This is a genomic window from Rhizobium sp. NXC14 (assembly GCF_002117485.1).
Taxonomy (GTDB): domain Bacteria; phylum Pseudomonadota; class Alphaproteobacteria; order Rhizobiales; family Rhizobiaceae; genus Rhizobium.
Genome location: NZ_CP021031.1, coordinates 85,992 through 106,241 on the forward strand (window position 1 = coordinate 85,992; position 20,250 = coordinate 106,241).

Consider the following 20,250-nt stretch of genomic DNA (forward strand, 5'->3'; position numbering starts at 1 on the left):
CTGCCCCACCCTTAGTCAATCCAATTAATTGAAAAGCCATAGGTCCTGCTAATGCCGCCAGAATTTCGAACTGATATCCAAGCTCTGCGGGGATTGGCTGTTGTGCTGGTCGTCCTTTATCATGCACATATTGGACCCTTTGCGGCGGGCTATCTTGGGGTCGACATTTTTTTGGTGATTTCGGGCTTTCTGATTACAAATCTAATCAGGACGCAGCTTGAGCAATCGCGGTTCAGCTTTTCGGAATTCTATTTTCGACGTGCGAAGCGTCTGTTGCCAGCGGCCTACGTCGTCATTGCGCTTACCACGATCGCTGCCCCCTTTTTCCTGTCAGAGGTCGGCCTGCGGGAGTTTCAAAATCAAGTCCTCGGGGCGCTCACTTTTTCCGGCAATATCGTTTTCTGGTTCCAGGCGGACTATTTCGGCGGAGGCGCCGAAACGAAGCCACTCCTGCATTTTTGGTCGCTTGCCGTCGAGGAGCAGTATTATCTGCTGCTGCCTGCGTTCTTGGCCTTGGCTCCCAGGAGATGGTGGCTGGCTGGAGTTGGTTCACTTCTCGTTGCCAGCGTAATTTTATGTCTCTATGTGGTTTCTCGAGACCCATCCGCTGCATTTTATCTTCTGCCGACCCGATTTTGGGAAATGGCCATTGGTTCATTCGGAGCCTTGCTTCCCACCACCCCTCTCGTGGCTACCAGACTTGCTAAGCTGCGCCTCCCGGCACTGGCATTTATCCTCGGCGCCCCTATGGGTCTCGCGCATCCCGTAGTGGATGCCGGTTTGGTCTGCTTAGCAAGCCTGATCCTCCTGCTTGCGCCTAGCAAGAACAATTTGGCGGTCCGAGGCATGGCAAGGATAGGGGATGTCTCCTACTCACTCTATCTGATCCACTGGCCCGTCCTTGTCTATGTGAGAGTGGTTTGGATGACCGAGCCTCCTGCCGCTGTGATCTATGCGGCAGTTGCTTTCTCATTGGTGGCGAGTTGGGCTCTTTATCACTTCGTGGAGGAGCCATTCCGCCGGGGGCACGTTATGTCTCGTGCACGCCTGACCTCAGGACTCGTTGCCACATCAGTTCTTCTGGGCTTCTCGCCCTCCGTCGCTATCGCCGCAACCGAGAGCAACGTTGACTTTGCGAAGATCCGGCGGATCAATTACGGCCTGGGACGAGCATGTGATTTCAGTCCCGGATCGCCGCCTCAGGAAATCCCGAAGAACTGCGAGACAACGGCAAAGCCTGAATTGCTGGTTTGGGGCGATTCATTTGCCATGGCGGTTGTTCCCGGCTTGGCCACGACAGTCGGAGAAGCTGGATTGGCTCAGCTCACGATGAGCGGCTGCTTCCCCGCAATTGGAGTTTCTGCCTTTTCGAAGGCGTCGGCGTCGCCCTATTATCCTCGTGCCTTTGCTGAGGACTGTATTCACTTCAACGACAGTGTTGTGGCTATCCTGAAGAATCGACCGGAGATCAGTATCGTTGCCATTGCCAGCCCATTCGCCACGCCTGTGTCGACGGACTTCATGCTGCTTAACAGAAACAATGATACTTTCACCGAAGCTGACACTTCGCTGGATGTAGCCGTCGAAGGCATCAAGGCGCTCGTCGAAGCCGTTCGAGCCCTCGGCAAACGAGTCGTTATTGTTGCCCCTCCGCCGGTCGCAAGTTTCGATATCGGTGATTGCCTCGAGCGAAAGGCACGGGGAAGCGTTATTCTCGGGCGCTACAGTGACTGCAAAATATATGTCAGCGAATACCGCCAGTTCCGATCCCGCACACTTGATTTATTGAACCAAGTGGCGTCGAAGGCTGACGTAGAGGTTGTTTCTTACCACGACTTTCTCTGCGATGACACAACATGCAAGACCGAGATCGACGGCAAATTCATTTATCGAGATAGCGGTCACCTTTCCTACGAGGGATCAGAGATCATCGCTCGCAAGACAAAACTTGCTGAAAGGCTGATCAGAGCTGCTCGTTAGATGTGGAGCCTCAACAGGTTGTCCTCGGTCAGCCCGAGTCTACTGACAGGTGGTTTGGATTGTAGTCTGCTGTGCGGGCGATGCCAATTGTACAACACGACGACACAACACCCACGGGCCCGAGGTTCGCGAGCTTTTGTATCCGTGGCATCCCTGGTCCGGGCGGCTTGACCTTGCCCCCAGATTTTATCCAGTTTTAAGTTTGCTCCAGCGGTTTTGTGAAGTGCTCCCCAATTTTGGGCCAGCGGGAGCTGGAATTTCCGGGATTATTGGCTCAGCTCGGCGGGGGTGCCGATGAGCCGTTCATAAGCGAAATCGGCACCTTGTTGCCGATAGCGCTGTGTGGCCGGAACTCGTTATAATCTCTACGCCAATCCTCCATCTTCGCACGCGCGTCGTCAAGGCTCATGAACCAATGGGCGTTCAGGCACTCGGCGCGGAACTTGCCGTTAAATGACTCGATGTAGCTGTTATCGGTCGGCTTGCCGAACCGGGAGAAATCGAGCACGACGCCCTTGTGGTAAGCCCACAGGTCGAGGTCTCGCGAGATGAATTCGCTGCCATTGTCCACACGAATGGAGGCTGGATAGCCGACCTGGCGGCATACCCGCTCAAGCGTCTGCACCACGTCTTCGCCTTTGTAGCTGAAGCGGGCGTCGACTGTCGGCGAGAAGCGAGAGAAGGTATCGACGACTGTTAAAACCCTGATCTTACGGCCGGTAGCCAACTGGTCGTGAACGAAATCCATCGCCCAGACATGATTGGAATGGGTCGGTTCCGTGCGATCAGCCCGCAGCTTCGCTTTGACCCGTCGCTTGGGAACCTTGTTGCGGAGCTGGAGGCCCATCTCCTTGTAAAGGCGATAGATTCGCTTCGGATTAACCGGCCATCATCACGCTTGAGCAACACGTGCCGCGTTGATAGCCGTAGCGCACCCGTGTCTGGCAGATGTCCTTGATCTTCAGCTTCAGCTCGGCCTGCTCGCCACGCCTGGACTTGTAGACATACAGCGACCGGTCGATCTTCAACACCGAGCATGCACGCCGGATCGAGACCTTCCAGTCCGCCTTGACCGTATCGACAAGCTTGCGTTTGCGGGCAGGCCTCAGAGCTTTTTTGACAGCACGTCCTGAAGCATGGCCTTGTCCAATGACAGGTCGGCGACGATCCGCTTCAGCTTAGCATTCTCCTCTTCAAGCTGCCGCAGACGCTTCATCTCCGAGGGCATCAGGCCGGCGTATTTTTTGCGCCAGTTGTAAAACGTCGCATCCGAAATGCCCGCCTTGCGACACACCTCACCGATTGGCGTGCCATCCTCTGCCTGCTTCAGCACGAACGCGATCTGCGCTTCCGAAAACTTCGAGGCCTTCATCGAATTCTCCTCTTCTTCCCATCGGGGATCATATGATCTGAACCCTTCAAACTGGACCAGTTTTGGTTAGAGTTTTCCGGTGCATTTTCCTGGCTGGGAAAGGAACGGAAGACGATGAAGGCATCGCAGTTTTCGGACGCGCAGAAGGCGTTCATTCTGAAGCAGGGTGATGAAGGTGTGCCGGTGGCGGAGATTTGCCGAAAGGCGGGCATCAGCCAGGCGACCTATTTCAATTGGAAGAAAAAGTACGCTGGCATGTTGCCGCCGGAGATGAAGAAGCTGAAACAGCTCGAAGACGAGAACGCTCGGCTGAAGAAGATCGTCGCGGACCTAACGTTGGACCGCGAGATGCTGCAGGATGTCATCCGCCGAAAGCTTTAAGGCCTGCTCGCAAGCGGGAGGTGGTTAAGGGCATGTGCCGCGATTGGGCGATCTCGATCCGGCAAGCTTGTAGGGCACTGAACTTCGATCGGTCGACCTACCACTACACCTCTCGCCGTGCCGATCAGGCCGGCCTGGAACGTCGTATTCGTGAGATTTGCGAGACCCGTGTCCGTTACGGCTACCGTCGTGTTCATGTACTCCTGGAACGCGAAGGTTGGGGCACCAATATCAAACGAACTTATCGGATTTACAGGGGCTTAGGCCTTCAACTACGAAATAAAACGCCGAAGCGCCGAGTCAAAGCCAAGCTACGGGAGGACCGGCAAAAGGCCGTTGAACCCAACGATGTCTGGGCGATGGACTTCGTTCACGACCAACTCGCGACCGGCAAGAAATTACGAGTGCTGACGGTGGTCGACACCTTCTCGCGCTATGTGCCGGTGCTTGATCCGCGGCATAGCTATCGGGGAGAAGATGTCGTGGAAACATTGGAACGGGTATGCCGGCAGGTCGGCTATCCGAAGACGATCCGTGTCGACCAGGGGACGGAGTTCGTGTCACGCGATCTCGACCTCTGGGCCTATGCCAAAGGCGTGACCTTGGACTTCTCACGCCCTGGCAAGCCGACTGACAACGCCTTCATCGAGGCGTTTAACGGCCGCTTCCGGGCGGAATGCCTGAACCAACACTGGTTCCTGACCCTTGCGGATGCCCGCGAAAAGATGGAGGATTGGCGTAGAGACTACAATGAGGTTCGGCCACATGGTGCGATCGGTAACAAGGTGCCGATCTCGCTGATGAATTCCGGAGGCGCAACCAGCCCGCCTCCCTGAGTGAAGCCGGAAAACTCCAGCCTCCGCTGGTCCAGAATCCTGGGGCGGTTCACATAAGTGGAAAATTCCAGTTCCAAATGGCCTAAACTATTGGAGGCACGTCATTATCAGTATCGTTGACGCTGCGTCCCACGCACAAGTTGCGCTTTCTCATCTGGGAGTCGAGCGCAACGAGGAGGTCAGGTCTAGCCGTTGAAACGCGTGTTTTCATTTATCCATAACGTGGATGCACGCCATCCAAACAATCGATTTTACCAACCTCCCCTGATGATGCATTACGAGAATGTCGATAACCTGACAAGATTGGCAATGTCGGACAAGTAAGTCGGGGAAGTCTACCAACGGGCCAGGAAGGTCGAAGGTTTTGAGGTCTATCATCTCAAGCGCGAATATTGTCGAACACCGATGGGCAAGCAATTGCTTCTGGCACCGTCTGACATGGCGCCAACTGCTCCATGCTTCCATCGGACAATAATTGCTTCAAGGCGGCAAGAAAGAGGAGGCCTTTGCATGCGCTCTCAGGTGCGGTGGAAGCTGTGCTGGGAAAACGAGTTGCAACTCGCCGACCATGTAGAACTCTCTGACTTCTTTCGCAAAACCTATGGGCCGACTGGGCTCTTTAATGCAAAGCCGTTTGAAGGTAGCCGAAGTTGGGCCGGAGCTAGGCCTGAGCTTCGGGCAATCGGCTATGACCAAAGTGGTGTCGCAGCTCACATGGGATTGCTGCGCCGCTTCATAAAGGTTGGCACGGTCGATCTGTTGGTGGCTGAGCTGGGATTGGACGGAGTGCGTCCCGATCTCGAGGGGCTCGGGATAGGGCATTCGCTCAGCATCGTGCTCCCGACACTGCAGGAGCTCGGAGTTCCGTTTGCTTTCGGGACGGTTCGGCCGGAGCTGCGGAAACATATTCAGAGGTTCGCCTTCACGGTATGGTGAGAATTTTGTCGGAAATCCGCGTGCGATCCACTCTCCCCGACGCGCGTCTCGACAAGCCGCCCATCCTCTATGCGCTGCCAGTCATCGCGCTCACCGGATTAGCCTTCGCAAGCCTGGCAATGGTCATCACAGCGCTTGCTCCGAGCTACGCCTATTTCGTGTCTTACCAGACGCTCGTTCTCACACCCATGTTGCTCCTGTGCGGCGCGGTCTTTCCGATCACCCAGTTGCCAGATGTTTGCCAGCAAGCAGCACATTTCCTGCCACTGGCACATGCAATCGACCTCATTCGTCCGGCGTTGCTTGGCCGTCCGGCCGCCGGCATGGGCGCGCATATCGGAGCGCTTGGCATCTATTGGCGGCGCTATTTCGTCGGCGTCTGATGCCTTGACGCCACTCACCAACACATAACAAGGAGATACGCGATGCAGTCTCGGGAATTGGGCAGCAGCGGCTTGAGAGTAAGCATGCTCGGTTTAGGCACCATGAGCTGGGGAGAGCAGAACACGGAAGTGGAGGCGCATGTGCAACTGGATGCAGCCTTGGATGCTGGCATAAACTTTGTCGATACCGCAGAGATGTACCCTGTGCCACCCCGCGTCGAGACACATGGGCTCGCGGAGCGTTACGTCGGGAGTTGGATACGCAAGACGCGCCGCAGGCAAGACATCGTACTCGCGACAAAAGCCGTAGGGCCTGCTCGCGCAGGCAAAGCGAGCTTGCCATACGTGCGTGACGGGCGTGTCAGCTATACACGCGCCAATCTGTTCGAGGCCGTTGACGCTAGTCTACAAAGGCTCCAGACGGACTATATCGACCTTTACCAACTGCATTGGCCCGACCGGAGCACCAATGTCTTCCAGTTACTAGACCACCAGTATGAACTCGACGACGACACGATCCCTGTCCTGGAAACTCTGGAGGCTTTGGACGCGCTTGTCAAAAGCGGCCGCGTCCGTCACATCGGGCTCTGCAACGAGACACCTTGGGGGCTTGGGCGCTTCCTGCATTACGCGGAGTCACGAGGTTTGTCCCGTATGATCAGTATGCAGAATCCATACAATCTACTCAACCTGGATTTCGAGAGCGGCCTGGCCGAGATGGCGCTGCGTGAACAGGTGGGGCTCCTCGCGTACTCACCGCTGGCGATGGGCACGCTAACTGGAAAGTACTTAGGGGGGCAGCGCCCAACTGGCTCGCGCCTGAACTTGTTCGGACGGTTCTTCCGTTACAGCAGCGAGAGGGCGCAGCACGCGGCACTCGCATATACAACGCTGTTCCGGGAACATGGCATCGATCCGGTGCACGGCGCATTGTCATTCGTCAGGAGCCGGCCATTTGTTTCAAGCACCCTTGTGGGCGCCACCTCCGCGCAACAATTGCAGCACAGCATCGCCAGCGTGGAAGTCAGCCTGTCACGCGAGGTGCTGGATGGGATCCAATCGATCTATCAACGCTACGGAACGCCCTCACCCTGATTAGGAGGTCGGCCTTCGGGTTCAAAGTGCCGTCGCCGTTTGATGAAGGTGACTATTTTGAAAATTGTCAGAAGAAACTGCGCCTTATGAACTCGCGCCGCTCTGCGCGACAAGAGAATTCTAGTGCTGGGCGCCGCACACATCTTCGCGAACAATGTCGAGAACACAAGCAATGACCCATTCCGCACTGTCACCTGAACCATTTGTGATCCTTGGGATGCCAAGGACTGGAACGCACTATCTCGAAGCTTTGCTAAATGAGCATCCGAACGTGTTGAGCAATGGCGAGTTACTTAACACCTATGATACAAATTGGCCCGATAAGGATCGCCTGTTACGGAGCGATCGTGAGCTCCTCGAGCTCGCCTACTTGCGCTTCCCGAGACGTAGCGACAAGAAGGTGACGCATGTTGGGTGCAAGATCAACGAGCCTCAGTTTATAGAGCGCCCGGGCTTTTTTGACGAGCTCGCCCGCTGGCCAGGGCTCAAGGTCATTTTCTTGTACCGGCGAAATACATTGGAGTCCCTGCGGTCGCTGGAGCAGGCAAGGCAAAGCCGGCAATGGCTTAAGTTCACTTCGGATGATGATGCGGCACCGCCGCCACGGGTAAAACTGCCCATCGCCTCCTGCGAGGCCTACTTTAATGCCGCCGAGGATTTCCACATTCGCGTCGAGCAGTCATTCGCTTCGGCCAGCTTGCTCGAGATCGAGTACGAGAGGCTCCTTAGTGAACCGGCCGCATGCTTGGAAACAATTTGGGATTTTCTGGGCGCTCCATCGCTTCAGCATTCTGGCCGCGCGATCCTTCAGCGCCAGGAATGGCGGCCGCTGGACGAAACGGTAGAGAATTTCGACGCGTTGCGCCGTCACTTTGCAGACGGACCTTATGCGAGATTCTTTGAGATTGATGACGAATTCGTCTCAAAGGGATAAACATCATATGTCGCATGGTAACCTCCAACGTCTTGAAGCGGAAGCAATTCATGTGCTTCGAGAAGTCGTTGCAACGTTTTCCAACCCGGTGATGCTTTATTCCATCGGCAAGGACTCGTCGGTCTTGCTGCATCTGGCGACGAAGGCGTTCTACCCGGCCAAACCACCTTTCCCCTTCCTGCACGTCGACACCCCGCGGGTTCACGATCTTCGTCACCGTTTCGCCGTCCAGACCCTGATCAACTGGCATCGCGCGGGCGAAGATGTGGAACGCGAACTGCCGGTACACTCTCCACCTTCCTTGGCCATGCGAATGTTCGCGATACCTACTGGTACCTGTCCGCCACGCCGGAACTGATGAACCATGCCGTACGGCGATTGGATAAGCGCTGGGAGGTTCGGTCATGAGACGCACGAAAGACCTGGCCGTGCTGATCGAGCGGTGATTCACAGATCGGCTCATGAAGCATCGAGTAAGCCTCCGGTGAAGGCCGCAGGTCAGGCCGCTTGAGCGTTGACGGTCGGCGGCGTCCAATTTCACGGAAGCAACTGCTCCAGCCTGGTAATCGACGTATCAGCGATGCGGGCAAGAACGTCGGCCAGCCACACCTGCGGATCGATGTCGTTGAGTTTTGCCGTCATAATCAATGTGGCCATGAAGGCCGCACGATCTGCACCGCGGTCTGATCCGGCGAAGAGCCAGGATTTTCTGCCGAGCGCAAAGCCTCTGAGCGCTCGCTCTGCCGCATTATTCGTCAGGCAAATCCGGCCGTCCTGCAGAAATGATGTGAAGCCATCCCAGCGCTTGAGCATGTAGTCGATCGCCTCCGCCACCGGAGAACTGCGTGAGAGCTTTGCCCGCTCGGTTTGAAGCCAGACCTGCAGATCATCGACGAGTGGCAGACAGTCTCTCCGGCGACGCTCCAGGCGTTGATCGGCCGTAAGCCCGTTGATCTCGCGCTCAATATCGAACAGGCCGTCGATCCGTTTGACGGCTTCGAGCGCCATAGGCGAGATCGGCGCGGCATTCTTTCCACGCTTGGCATTTGCGGCGATGTCGGCGAGCACGAAGAACTTACGCCGCGAGTGTGCCCAACAAAACGCCTGCCTTAGAGGATTTGGATCGCGATCAACCTTGAACAGCGGATTGTAGCCGCCATAGGCATCCGCCTGCAGAATGCCGTTGAAGGTCTTCAGGTGGCGCTCCGGATGCTCCTGCCGTCGGTCCCGCGAGGCATAGTAAAGGGCCGCCGGCGGAGAGAGCCCTCCGAACGGCCGATCGTCCCGGACATAGGTCCAGATGCGGCCCGTATCGGTCTTTCCCTTGGCCAGGATCGGCACGGTCGTGTCGTCGCCGTGCAGACGTTCGGCAGCAAGGACATGCGCCTCGATCAGGGAGTGAATGGGCTTCAACGCCGCGGCACATGCTCCAACCTGATCGGCCAGCGTCGACAAGCTGAGGTCGACGCCCTCGCGGGCGTAGCGCTCGCTCTGGCGATTGAGCGGCTGGTGCTGGGCGAACTTCTCAAACAGGATCATCGCCAGCAGGTTCGGCCCGGCAAAACCGCGGGGTGTCACATGGAAGGGTGCGGGTGACTGCGTGATCTTCTCACACTCGCGGCAGGTGAACTTCTCCCGCACCGTCTGGATGACCTTCCACTGACGCGGGATGACTTCCAAGGTCTCGGTAATGTCTTCGCCAAGCTTCGACAGTTTAACCGATCCACAACAGGCGCAATTCGTGGGAGCGGCGATTACGACGCGCTCACGCGGCAGGTGTTCGGGAAAGGGCTTGCGTGACGGACGCTTGCGCTCGAAGGCTTTGACGGCTGAAGCTTTGGCTGCGATCTCCGCCGCCAGTTCATCTTCACCGGCGTCCGCTTCCAACTCCTCGAGCTGCAGTTCCATCTGCTCCAGGAGCCGCGCCTTGCGCTCGGACCGGCTGCCGTAGAGTGCACGGCGAACCTTGTCGATCTCCAGCTTCAGCCGCGCGATCAGCGCCTCGGAATGCGATACGAGTGCCTTTGCGCTGGCGGCTTCTGCCTTGGCGGTCGCTGCTTCTGCTTCGGCTGCGACACGTCGAGCGCGTTCCTGGGCCAGCAGTGCAAGCGCACTGGCAAGGTCGTCCGGAAGCTCTTCGGTCGCATTGTTCATGACAGGATGGAATCATATTCGACCCTGTCATTCCAGTGTTTTTGCTTATCCGGCCGACGTCGGCCGCCAGGTCTTTTGCGGCATCCGCCAGTCGATACCTTCCAGCAGATAAGCGAGCTGCGCAGGCGTGATCACCACCGTGGCATCGGCCGCAGATGAAGCGCCCACGTTCCAGCTTCTTCGTGAACAGGCAAGCGCCCTGGCCGTCATGCCAGATCACCTTGATCAGACCGCCACAACTACCGACATTCTGCATACGTTTCCCGTTATTCGACGATTGCCTATCCTTGGCACCCGCTGTTCGGGAAGAAAGTGCAGGTCTCACCGTTCAGGCGTGGCAAAAGTTTAACCTGCATCTACACGGATGAGCGTCCAGATCTGTGCCGCGAGTTGCCGAATTGGATGTTCGATCAAAGCTATTGCACTACCATGGCGCTAGGGCTGCCTGAGATCAGCATTGCCGGTCTCAACGAATTGGCAGCGGCGCTGGCATCGTTCGGCGCGACTCACGCAAGAGGAGCAAAATCCCGTCCTTCGAGGAAGAAGGAGAAGGATGATGCGAAGCAGGCGACATCAAAATCGCGACCAACTCGTTCTGCAGTTGGGGCGCCAAAATCTTCAGGTTCCGGCGGTCAAGAACGTCAAAGGGTTGGTGGAAGCGCTGGCGGATCTTCTGCTGGAAGCTTTGGACGCGAACAGAATGACGAAGACGGGAGGCGTTGATGAACACGAAGATCACGCCTGACCATCTTGGCCGCGCCGCTGTGGTCTATGTCCGCCAGTCCACAATGACTCAGGTCACCGGCAATCTGGAAAGTCAGCGCCGGCAGTATGATCTGGCTGGAGCTGCCGCAACGACCGGCTTTGCATCGGTGACCGTAATCGATGACGATCTCGGCCGCTCCGGCTCAGGCAGCATGGAACGGCCTGGATTCGAACGGCTTGTGGCACAGGTCTGCTCCGGCGATGTGGGAGCGGTCTATTGCATCGAGGCATCCCGCCTGGCGCGCAATGGCAGGGACTGGCATCATCTGATCGACCTTTGCGCACTTGCCGGTACGCTGGTCATCGATCCGGATGGTGCCTATGACCCGCGGCTCGTCAACGATCGTCTGCTGCTTGGATTGAAAGGCACGATGTCGGAGTATGAGCTTAGCTTGATGCGTCAGCGCGGCATCGCAGCACGCGATTCCAAGGCAGGACGCGGGGAACTGCGGTTCATGTTGCCGCCGGGCTTGTGCTGGAGCGAAGTGGGCAAGATCGAGATCGACCCGGACGAACATGTGGCTGAGACGATCAGGCTGGTCTTTGCCAAATTCCGGGAGCTGGGAAGTGGACGACAGGTCTTTTTGTGGCTGCGGTCGGCCGATATCAAGATGCCGGTCGTTCTGCGCAATGTCGAGGTCTGCAAGCTCGTCTGGAAAGCGCCGGCGTACCACAGCGTCATGCAGATCCTCCACAACCCACTCTATGCGGGCGCCTACGCCTTCGGAAGACGCGCACAGCGAACGCGGATCATCGATGGTCCGCTCGCAAGGCCACTGGGGTGCGCAAACCCCGGGATGAATGGAGCGTGTTGCTGCGCGACAATCATCAAGGTTACATCAGTTGGCGGGAATACGAGGAGAACCACAAGCTACTGGCCGAGAACGCGCACATGAAGAAGAACTGCGATCGCAAGTCAGCGCGTGGCGGTCGTGCCCTTTTGACCGGGCTGATGCGATGCGGTCGCTGTGGCCGAATGATGCGCGTCTTCTACGGCAGCGCGAAGGGCAACGCGCATCGCTATCAGTGCCGCGGCGACGATGCACACGTGGGTGTCGGCCTTTGTATCGGCATTGGCGGCGTCAGGGTCGATCGCCCCGTTGCGGTCCAGATTCTGGAAGCGGTGTCTGATCGTGCCGTCGAAGCGGCAATCTTCGCCTCGGATCAAGTCGAGCGGTCCCGAAGAGATGTCATTGCGGCACTCGATCGGGACCTCGAAGGCTCACGCTACGAAGCGCTGTTGGCCAGTCGCAGGTATGAGCTTGTGGACCCGGCCAAGCGGCATGTTGCACGCGAACTGGAGGCCCGATGGAATGATGCCCTGGAGCGAGTGGGCGTGCTTGAGCGCAAGATCAAGGACCTGTCCGCGCTGTCAGCAGCGCGCCCCGTCATCGATCGTGGCCGACTCCTGCAGCTTGCCCAGGATCTCCCGACCGTCTGGAATGCGCCCTCCACTGAGACGAGAACAAAGCAGCGGCTCATTCACATCCTGGTTCAGGAGATTATTTGCGATCTCGACGATGCGACCAACGAGGCGGTGCTGTTGATCCATTGGACCGGAGGTCGGCACACAGAGGTGCGTGTGGCGCGAGTCGAGACCGGAAGATATCCTGCTGAGCTCGCACCATCGGCCGTCGAAGCACTGCGCAAACTGGGCGGACATTGGCCAGATCGGGAACTCGCGGTCTCCCTCAATCGGATGCTTTGCAAGACAGGTGATGGCGAGAGCTGGACGGCCGTGCGTGTTCGTGACATGCGCGAGCGTCTGGGAATTCCCGAATATGATGCCACCAAAGTGGAGATACCGATGATCAGCTTGATGAAAGCGGCGGAGAAACTCGGTATTTGCGTGGGATCGGCCAAAAGCCTGGTGCAGAGAGGAGTTCTTCCTGCAACGCAAATCCTTCCCGGCTCGCCGTGGATGGTTCCGGTAGATGCGTTAACCTCGGAAGCCGTCCGGATAGGGGTGCAGGGTGTCGTCGATCGACGCCCCAAGTTTTATGAAGATTATCAATACGATAAAGTCGTCCGGTTGCCCGGAATTTGATGGAGGGATGCATTATGAAGCGCACTGTCCACCGCGGCCGCGGAATACGAACAGGTGTCCACACATCGGGTCGCGCTTCAGCGCCTCCTGCACCATCAACGACAAACCGGGGAAGCCCTTTCGCATATCGGTGTGGCCTGTCGCCAGCCAGACCTTCACGCCACTCGGAACCGGAATCATCGCAGCCCCAGCACGCAATCGAGAATCCGGCCAAGGGCATCCGTATCGATGTCGCTATCCACGCGCACGCGCCGACCCCGTCCAAGCTCGATTGTCACATCGCTACGCTTCCGACGAGGGTGGGATGTGGTGGGCGATTCCGGTTGAACGGGAGAGACTGTCGAAGCGGCCTCGGATACGATCACCGGCACCAAAGTCGCCGTATCAGACCTTGGCTCCTCGATCCGGCAAAGCTCTTTGCGCCAACGGAACAACTGGCTGACATGGATGCCGGCCGCGCGGGCAATCTCGGAGATGACCGCGTCTGGCTCAAAGCACGCAGCGACAAGGCGCTCTTTATCTTCGCGTGACCAGCGCCGACGGCGCTCTACAGACGTGATCACCTCAATTGGATGCTTCGTCATATGACTACTCCTAGTGTTACCACTAGGACTGGCAGTCAGAAGCCCTCTATCGCAAGACGGCCTTCACCGTGGGCTTACTGCATCGAGGTGTAAGTTCCAACACCATTGCCTCCTATCGCGACACTTTCAGGCTGCTGTTTGCGTTCGCACAGACGCGCCTTGCGAGATCCCCGTCTCAGTTGAATCTGCGGGATATGGACGCTCCGTTCATCGGCGCATTCCTGCTCTGGAAGTAACCCACGCGGACTGAATCGCAGCACGAGCAATAGCATCAACCCGACCATTGGGAGTCGCATCTGGACGGCCGTATCGATGAGATGGGCTTTGAGTGGCCCTTCGGCGAGTGGAGCAGTGAAAAGCTGAAAAAGCGCAGGACCAAGGTTCTCGGCTTGTCCCCATATCAGCATGACGATCAAAGCGCCGAGCACGGCCCCCCAATTGTTGCCAGAGCCGCCGAGAATAACCATGGCCCAAATGAGGAATGTATAACGGAGGGGGTCGTCATAGCTCACCGGCGAGAATAGGCCATGCAGTGTCACATAGAGCGCGCCCGCAATACCGATGACCGCGGAACCAAGAATAAAGACCTGGAGATGGCGCTGTTTGACGTTCTTTCCCATCGCCTCTGCCGCCGTTTCGTTGTCCCGGATCGCGCGCATCATTCGCCCCCAGGGCGATTTCAAAGAGCACTCCGCGAGAAGCACGAGGACGAGAAGGACCACGGCAAGCAAAGATGCGAAGCACAATGCGACGAAGATAGTGGAAGCCGTACGGACGTCGGTCCCGACGTAATTCGCAGCTCCGCCAAACCAGTCCTGCTGCTGAAGGTTAGCCTCCTGTGGTACCGGCCAACGATCGATGCTCGTGATGTTCTTGACGCCTCGATCGAGCCACTCCTCGTTCTTGAGAACGATGATAATGATCTGACTGATGCCAAGCGTAGCAATGGCAAGGTAATCGGATCGCAGGCCGAGCGCTGTCTTGGCGACTACCCAGGCGGCGCCAGCCGCAAAGATACCGCCAAGGAGCCAGGATAGTGGCACCGGCAGTCCGAGCCCGCCGACATTGCCGGCCGACGCCGGATTCAGCGCTTCGACAGCAACGACCGCCGGATCAAAGACGATTCGGAAGCCAATGAGGCCCGCGATAAGCAGCACGGCGGCTAAGGTAAGACGCGTGATTTCGGGTGCCTTGGAACGATAGACGCGGGCAGTCAGAAATATGATAAGCGCGCCGAACGCGAGCGCCGCGAGTATCATCGGGGTTCCGGCAGACCAAGCCTCGGGGTTGAGTGGCATCGCGACGAGCGCGACCGCAAGGCCGCCAAAGGCGAAGAAGCCGGCCACGCCGACGTTGAAGAGACCGGCATAGCCCCATTGAATGTTTACCCCGAGTGCTGCAATGGCCACAATCAGGCCATCGCAAAGCAAGGTAAGCGCCAGCGTCCAGGATTGCGTGAGGCCGACGAGAAGATAGGCTAGCAGGACGGCAGTATAGAGGATCAATGGGCGTTTTACTTGTCTCATATGGAGGCACCCCGAAATAGTCCGGTCGGCTTGATCAGCAGAACGGCAACGAGAATTGCAAATGACACAGCGAATTTGTAATCGGTCGACAGGAGCTGCCCGAGGCCGTCCGGAACGAAGTTTGCCGGAAGAAGGTAAGCCAGAACCTTTTTCCACGCATAGGTAAACGTGACCTCGGAAAAGGCTATGAAGAACCCGCCCGCGACGGCTCCAACGGGGTTGCCTAGCCCACCCACCACCGCCGATGCGAAAATTGGCAACAGGAGCTGGAAGTAGGTGAACGGCTTGAAGCTTTTGTCCAGGCCATAGAGCACACCGGCAATGGTTGCCAGGGAGGCGGCGATCAGCCAAGTGATCTTGACCACTCGGTCAGGATTAATCCCAGAGAGCAGGGCGAGATCTTCGTTATCGGAGAAGGCGCGGAGCGACTTGCCTGTGCGTGTTCGGTTAAGAAACCGAAAGAGTGCGAGCACCACGATAGCCGCTGTCACAAGCGTGATGACCGTGCTCGTCCGCACCGCCAGACCTTCTTCCAAGCCGGTCATTGCGCGAAACTGGATCGCGGAAATGACAAAGCGGACGCCATCGGCGAAATTCTGCTCCTGGACGCCGATGGCCACCCTGGTCAGGCCGTTCATGATGAACATCACGCCCATAGAAACAATAACCAAGGTAACGGGTGCGACTTTTCGCCTTCTGTAGTAGCGGTAAACGGAACGGTCCGTGAAAAGGACGATCGCCGCCGAGGCTATGAGGCCGAGCGGCAAGGCGAGAAGCGCAGTCGGCAAAGGCCCAAAATTCACGCCATGCGACTGAAGAAACCATGTCCCCAGGATCGTAATTGCTGTCCCGAACGCCATGGTGTCGCCGTGGGCGAAGTTGGAGAAACGCAAAATTCCATAGACAAGCGTCACGCCGAGGGCACCCAGGGCAAGTTGCGCACCATAGGAAGCTGCTGGAACGACGACATAGTTCAGGAGCGCGACGATAGCATTGAGGATGTCCATGTATCAGCCCCCGAGGAAGGTTTTTCGAACGACGGGATCGGCCATGAGGGCTTCGCCCGTATCGGCGTGACGGTTGGCCCCTTGTACGAGCACGTAGCCTTTGTCGGCGATGTTCAATGCTTGCTGCGCGTTCTGCTCCACCATCAGGATGGAAACCCCCGTTCGGGAGATTTCAATGATCCGGTCGAAAAGCTCGTCCATGACGATGGGAGACACACCGGCCGTCGGTTCGTCGAGCATCAGAATATTCGGCTTGGTCATCAGGGCCCGACCGACCGCTACTTGCTGTCGCTGCCCGCCGGACAGTTCTCCGGCGCTCTGCCGGCGCTTTTCCCGCAGGATCGGGAAGAGTGCATAAATCTGCTCCATCGTGTCGCGGATGTCGTCGTTACGCAGAAAGGCTCCCATCTCCAGGTTCTCTTCAACCGACAGCGACGGAAAGATGTTGTGGGTCTGCGGCACGAACGCCATGCCTTTTGCCACGCGACCCTGGGGCGAGAGGTGGGTGATGTCCTCGCCGTCCAACTTTACGCTTCCGCCTCGCAGCGGCAGCATGCCGAAGACTGCTTTCATCGCGGTCGACTTGCCGGCTCCGTTAGGGCCGACAATCACTGCGATTTCGCCGCGCTCGACAGCAATCGTGCAGCCGTGGAGGATGTCCACCGGCCCATAACCGCCGGTCATGGTCTCGCCGATTAGAAATGCCATGGACCGACCTTTTGATCGACGACCCCATTGAAATCAGGCATGGGCTTTGTCCTTGTTTTTCAAGCCGCGCCCCAGATAGGCTTCAATCACCGCTTCGTTTTCCATGATGTGGGCCGCCGGCCCCTCAGCAAGCACGGCCCCTTCGGCCATAACAATCACCGGATCGCAAAGCCGCCCGATGAAATCCATGTCGTGCTCGATCACGCAGAAGGTGTAGCCACGCTCTCTATTGAGGCGGACGATAGCGTCGCCGATCGTGTTGAGGAGCGTACGATTAACGCCAGCGCCGACTTCGTCGAGGAAGACAATTTTTGCGTCGACCATCATCGTCCGGCCCAACTCCAGCAGCTTCTTCTGACCACCGGAGATCTGGCTCGCCTTCTGGTCGGCAAGGTGGGAGATCGTCAGGAATTCGAGAACTTCGTCCGCCTTTTTTGACAACGTCTTTTCTTCGGAGGCGATGGCTTTGCGGCGGAACCATGTGTTGTAAATACCTTCACCGGCTTGTCCCGAAGGCACCATCATCAGGTTCTCACGAACTGTCATGGAGCCGAACTCATGGGCGATCTGGAACGTCCGCAACATCCCTTTGTGAAAAAGCTCATGTGGGCTGAGACCGGTAATGTCCTCACCGTTCATAAGAACACGCCCGGACGTTGGCGGCATTCGCCCGGCAATCACGTTGAAGAGCGTGCTCTTGCCCGCGCCATTGGGACCAATGAGACCAGTAATCGACCCCTTTCTGACCCTCAGTGAGGTGCTATTAACGGCGCAAAACCCGCCGAAGTGCTTGCTCAGGTTTTCGACGACGATCATCTTGCCCTCACGTCGTTTGCGTTGCGGACCGCGCAGGCGGCAGTGAATAGGCAAGGCGGGCTTCCGACATAATCGGGAGCCCGCCACGCCCGTTCTTATTCGAAGACGTCTGTGACCTGCTTCCCATCCTTGATCGTGTAGATGCGATAGCTGCCCGCCGCCTCGCCGGGGCCGATCAGGTGAACGCCGGTGACACCCTCGTAGTCGATGCTTTTTCCTTCCGAGAGAAGTTTCAGGCCCTTCGCCAACTGGCCAGCATAGATTTTTTCGCCAGGACCGTTTGCGATCTCCATGACCTTCTTCTTGATATCCGCTCCTGACGTTGATTTTGCCGCCTGCATGGCAAGCGCCACCAATGCCGCAGCGTCATAGGATTCGCCGGTATAAGATGACGTCCCGTCAAAGCCTGCTGCCGTGGCCAGCTTCAGGAAGTTGGCGTGACCTTCGCTTTCGTTGCCGGGCACGTCGCCGAAGCTGCCAGCGAGCGGCTCGCCGATCCCCTTGATCAAGCTGTCGCCATACATCCCGTCCGGCAGATAGAACTTGGAGAAGGCGCCGCTGTCGAGTGCTGCCTGAATAACACCCTTTCCGCCCTGGTCGACGTAACCGGCGACGACGAGAAGATCTCCGCCGGCCGAGGCAAGCGCACCGATCTCCGCCGAATAATCGGCCTTTCCGTCCTCATGCGGTGCGGAAATGGTGATTGTGCCGCCCTGCCTCACAAATGCTTCCTTGAAAGAGTCCGCAAGACCCTTGCCGTAATCGTTATTCGTGTACGTCAGCGCGACCTTCTTTATATCGCGCTTCAGAATGGTTGTGGCCATGATCTCGCCCTGGCGGGCATCGGAAGGCGCAGTGCGGAAGAAGAGGTCATCGTCACTCACAGTGCTCAGTGCTGGCGAAGTGGCAGACGGCGATATCATGACAATTCCGTTCGGCTTCGCGACCGATTGAAGAACCGCACCGGTCACGCCCGAGCAGTCTGCGCCAACGATGGCGGCGACCTTTTCCGATGTCACCAGGCGTTGCGCTGCTGCAGTTGCTGCCGCGGCGTCCGTGCAGGTGGAATCCCCACGAATGGCTTGAAGTTCGCTGCCCTTGAAGAAGGCCTTCGAATTGTTGACTTCTGTGATTGCCAGTTCAGCCGATTTTGCCTGTAGGGGAGCGATCGACTCCAGCGGTCCGGTAAAGCCTAAGAGGAGGCCAATCTTCACGGTTTCGGCCGAAGCCGTGCTGGCCATCAACGCCAGGCCGGCTGCAGCGCAAATAATGGATTTCATGCGTATCTCCCTGTGTGCTGGTGAGGTTCGAGAAGGCGAATGCGAGGTCACGCACAGACGATGTTTGGCGGTCGGTGCGGATAGGTGTTTCAGTTTACGAACTGGAGACCGCTTGAAGCTACGGACACGAGTTCTGGCAGCGTTCGGTGTCGCCAAGACGCCCAATCGCCCGCACATCGCGCAGCGGAAAAAGTAAGCCTCTGTTGAGCCTCATTATTTGTTCCCTTGTCGTTATTTTTCAGCAAACTTACTCACTGCTAATGACATGTAAATTTCTACCAACTTATCTCTGTGATAGGAAAAGCGGAACACAGGGGTGTTGGCGCAGTGTTACCGCCACTTGGGCTGGGCATCACAAAGAGCTTTGGTGATTACCGAGTACAGGCCAACATTGAAGGATTTGAACCAGAAGCGTCAACGAAGAACCTGATTAGCAATGTTTGGTATTGGTAGCTCCGTGATATAGAATGTGGAATAGGCATCGATTTGGGGAGCTAAAATTTGAGCGTCGTCGATTTCCGGCTTGTTCGTCAACTTTGGATGTTTCTCGCGGTAGCCGAGGAAGAACACTTTGGTCGCGCAGCGAGCCGACTCGGGATGTCCCAGCCACCGCTCACCGAGCAAATCAAGGTTTTGGAGCAATCACTCAAGCTGCAACTCTTCGATCGCTCGCGGCGTGGCACCAAGCTCAGCGCAGCTGGTGCTGCAATCCTTCCCGCTGTCCGAAGGTTTGCAGGCCAGGTTGAACAGCTGGAAACGGTTATCAAAGAGGTCGCCGCAGGCCAGTCCGGGGTGCTGCACGTCGGAGCCATCACGTCTGCGATGCTTGACACAGTTCCGCCACTGCTCGATGAGCTTAGATCAACCCACCCGAACCTTACGGTTTTCGTGAAGGAGATCGATAGCGTCGAAGCGATCCCCGGCCTGGAAGCCGGAGAGCTTGATCTTGCCTTCGTTAGGCTCGAAGGAGAATTGGGCAGCGGAATTGCCACCATGCCGCTGACCGAGGATCGTCTTGCCGTTGCACTGCCGAAGGAACATCCTCTGGCAAGTTTGCCGAGGGTCCGCTTGAAATCGCTGGAAGCCGAGCAGCTGGTCATGTCCTCTCGCCAAGTGAGCCCGGTCTATTTCGATATGTTGGTTTCGGTCTGCCGTTCGCACGGTTTCGCACCTCGCGTTTTGCACGAAGTGCGGTCGGTAGCGTCGCAGATTGCCTATGTCAGCTGCGGCCAGGGCCTGGCTCTTGTGCCATCTTCCATGCGTAAACTTGCGCCGGATAACGTTGTGGTCCGGCCGCTCAAGGAAAGAGTAATGGTCGTCACCGCAGCGCTGGCGTGGAACAAGAACCGCTTTCATCCCATGGTCGACGTGGTCGTGTCGCAATTGAAATCTCGCGTCCAGAGGCGAGCAAAAGGCGCATGAATGAATATGTTCATCCACGCCGCA

The 20,250-nt window shown here is 57.4% G+C and carries 15 protein-coding genes and 7 pseudogenes; 11 read left to right on the forward strand and 11 right to left on the reverse strand.

Going from position 1 to position 20,250, the window contains the following annotated elements:
* The first annotated feature begins 51 nt into the window (after positions 1 to 51).
* Positions 52 to 1,980, forward strand: coding sequence for an acyltransferase family protein (locus NXC14_RS22225; protein ID WP_085780297.1), 1,929 nt, complete (start codon positions 52 to 54; stop codon positions 1,978 to 1,980).
* A 274-nt stretch (positions 1,981 to 2,254) separates the two neighbouring features.
* Here the strand turns inward: NXC14_RS22225 and NXC14_RS22230 are convergent.
* Positions 2,255 to 3,352: pseudogene (locus NXC14_RS22230) on the reverse strand (IS3 family transposase).
* A 114-nt stretch (positions 3,353 to 3,466) separates the two neighbouring features.
* Here NXC14_RS22230 and NXC14_RS22235 point away from each other — a divergent pair.
* The 7 genes and pseudogenes from NXC14_RS22235 to NXC14_RS33485 all read left to right on the forward strand — a co-directional run.
* Positions 3,467 to 4,569, forward strand: a protein-coding gene (locus NXC14_RS22235; RefSeq protein WP_157131457.1) for an IS3 family transposase whose coding sequence is annotated in 2 segments (ribosomal slippage) — positions 3,467 to 3,728 and positions 3,728 to 4,569 — 1,104 coding nt in all. Because the reading frame shifts where the segments join, the coding sequence is not laid out codon by codon here.
* 510 nt (positions 4,570 to 5,079) lie between these two features.
* Positions 5,080 to 5,567: pseudogene (locus tag NXC14_RS33095) on the forward strand (NodA family N-acyltransferase); the annotation flags it as partial.
* Positions 5,562 to 5,896: pseudogene (locus NXC14_RS33100) on the forward strand (ABC transporter permease); the annotation flags it as partial. The pseudogenes NXC14_RS33095 and NXC14_RS33100, both read left to right, overlap by 6 nt.
* A gap of 34 nt (positions 5,897 to 5,930) precedes the next feature.
* Positions 5,931 to 6,983: an NADP(H)-dependent aldo-keto reductase gene (locus NXC14_RS22245; protein WP_085780298.1), complete on the forward strand. Its 1,053-nt coding sequence runs from the start codon at positions 5,931 to 5,933 to the stop codon at positions 6,981 to 6,983.
* 172 nt (positions 6,984 to 7,155) lie between these two features.
* Complete coding sequence (locus NXC14_RS22250; protein WP_085780299.1) at positions 7,156 to 7,917, forward strand: sulfotransferase; 762 nt, start codon at positions 7,156 to 7,158, stop codon at positions 7,915 to 7,917.
* A 7-nt stretch (positions 7,918 to 7,924) separates the two neighbouring features.
* Positions 7,925 to 8,110: pseudogene (locus NXC14_RS32545) on the forward strand (phosphoadenosine phosphosulfate reductase family protein); the annotation flags it as partial.
* Positions 8,111 to 8,325 (forward strand): annotated as a pseudogene (locus tag NXC14_RS33485) (integrase); the annotation flags it as partial. It abuts the pseudogene before it with no gap.
* Between the two features lie 129 nt (positions 8,326 to 8,454).
* On the opposite strand, the gene NXC14_RS22260 reads toward NXC14_RS33485, so the two are convergent.
* The 3 genes and pseudogenes from NXC14_RS22260 to NXC14_RS33105 form a co-directional block, all read right to left on the reverse strand.
* Positions 8,455 to 10,071 (reverse strand): IS66 family transposase, encoded by a 1,617-nt coding sequence (locus NXC14_RS22260; RefSeq protein WP_085780300.1) that lies wholly within the window; start codon positions 10,069 to 10,071, stop codon positions 8,455 to 8,457.
* Between the two features lie 45 nt (positions 10,072 to 10,116).
* Positions 10,117 to 10,306 (reverse strand): annotated as a pseudogene (gene tnpB, locus NXC14_RS22265) (IS66 family insertion sequence element accessory protein TnpB); the annotation flags it as partial.
* Positions 10,307 to 10,537: 231 nt separating this feature from the next.
* Entirely contained in the window at positions 10,538 to 10,810 is a 273-nt protein-coding gene (locus NXC14_RS33105) for a hypothetical protein (RefSeq protein ID WP_198175557.1), read from the reverse strand.
* Between NXC14_RS33105 and NXC14_RS33490 the strand changes: the two genes are divergently transcribed.
* Positions 10,794 to 11,732, forward strand: a complete 939-nt coding sequence (locus tag NXC14_RS33490; RefSeq protein ID WP_245362199.1) for a recombinase family protein — start codon at positions 10,794 to 10,796, stop codon at positions 11,730 to 11,732. The genes NXC14_RS33105 and NXC14_RS33490 overlap by 17 nt on opposite strands.
* Positions 11,645 to 12,883, forward strand: a complete 1,239-nt coding sequence (locus NXC14_RS33495) for a zinc ribbon domain-containing protein (protein ID WP_245362200.1) — start codon at positions 11,645 to 11,647, stop codon at positions 12,881 to 12,883. Before NXC14_RS33490 ends, NXC14_RS33495 begins: the two co-directional genes overlap by 88 nt.
* A 27-nt stretch (positions 12,884 to 12,910) precedes the next feature.
* Here the strand turns inward: NXC14_RS33495 and tnpB (NXC14_RS22285) are convergent.
* From tnpB (NXC14_RS22285) to NXC14_RS22315, 7 genes and pseudogenes are all read right to left on the reverse strand, one after another.
* A pseudogene (gene tnpB / locus NXC14_RS22285) lies at positions 12,911 to 13,063 on the reverse strand (IS66 family insertion sequence element accessory protein TnpB); the annotation flags it as partial.
* On the reverse strand, positions 13,060 to 13,467 hold the full coding sequence (locus NXC14_RS22290; protein WP_004675073.1) for a transposase: 408 nt from the start codon (positions 13,465 to 13,467) through the stop codon (positions 13,060 to 13,062). The gene NXC14_RS22290 and the pseudogene tnpB (NXC14_RS22285), both read right to left, overlap by 4 nt.
* Before the next feature lie 74 nt (positions 13,468 to 13,541).
* Positions 13,542 to 14,993, reverse strand: coding sequence for a branched-chain amino acid ABC transporter permease (locus tag NXC14_RS22295; protein WP_085780302.1), 1,452 nt, complete (start codon positions 14,991 to 14,993; stop codon positions 13,542 to 13,544).
* Entirely contained in the window at positions 14,990 to 16,000 is a 1,011-nt protein-coding gene (locus NXC14_RS22300) for a branched-chain amino acid ABC transporter permease (protein WP_085780303.1), read from the reverse strand. The genes NXC14_RS22295 and NXC14_RS22300 overlap by 4 nt, the downstream gene beginning before the upstream one ends.
* 3 nt (positions 16,001 to 16,003) lie before the next feature.
* A complete protein-coding gene (locus tag NXC14_RS22305; protein WP_085780304.1) occupies positions 16,004 to 16,708 on the reverse strand; it encodes an ABC transporter ATP-binding protein in 705 nt (234 codons plus the stop codon).
* A 33-nt stretch (positions 16,709 to 16,741) separates the two neighbouring features.
* Positions 16,742 to 17,524 carry an ABC transporter ATP-binding protein gene (locus NXC14_RS22310; RefSeq protein WP_085780305.1) on the reverse strand — a complete coding sequence of 261 codons (783 nt, stop codon included), beginning with the start codon at positions 17,522 to 17,524 and terminating at the stop codon, positions 16,742 to 16,744.
* Between the two features lie 95 nt (positions 17,525 to 17,619).
* Positions 17,620 to 18,804, reverse strand: coding sequence for an ABC transporter substrate-binding protein (locus NXC14_RS22315; protein WP_085780306.1), 1,185 nt, complete (start codon positions 18,802 to 18,804; stop codon positions 17,620 to 17,622).
* Positions 18,805 to 19,305: 501 nt separating this feature from the next.
* Here NXC14_RS22315 and NXC14_RS22320 point away from each other — a divergent pair.
* Positions 19,306 to 20,226, forward strand: a complete 921-nt coding sequence (locus NXC14_RS22320) for a LysR substrate-binding domain-containing protein (protein ID WP_085780307.1) — start codon at positions 19,306 to 19,308, stop codon at positions 20,224 to 20,226.
* The last annotated feature ends 24 nt before the right edge of the window (positions 20,227 to 20,250 follow it).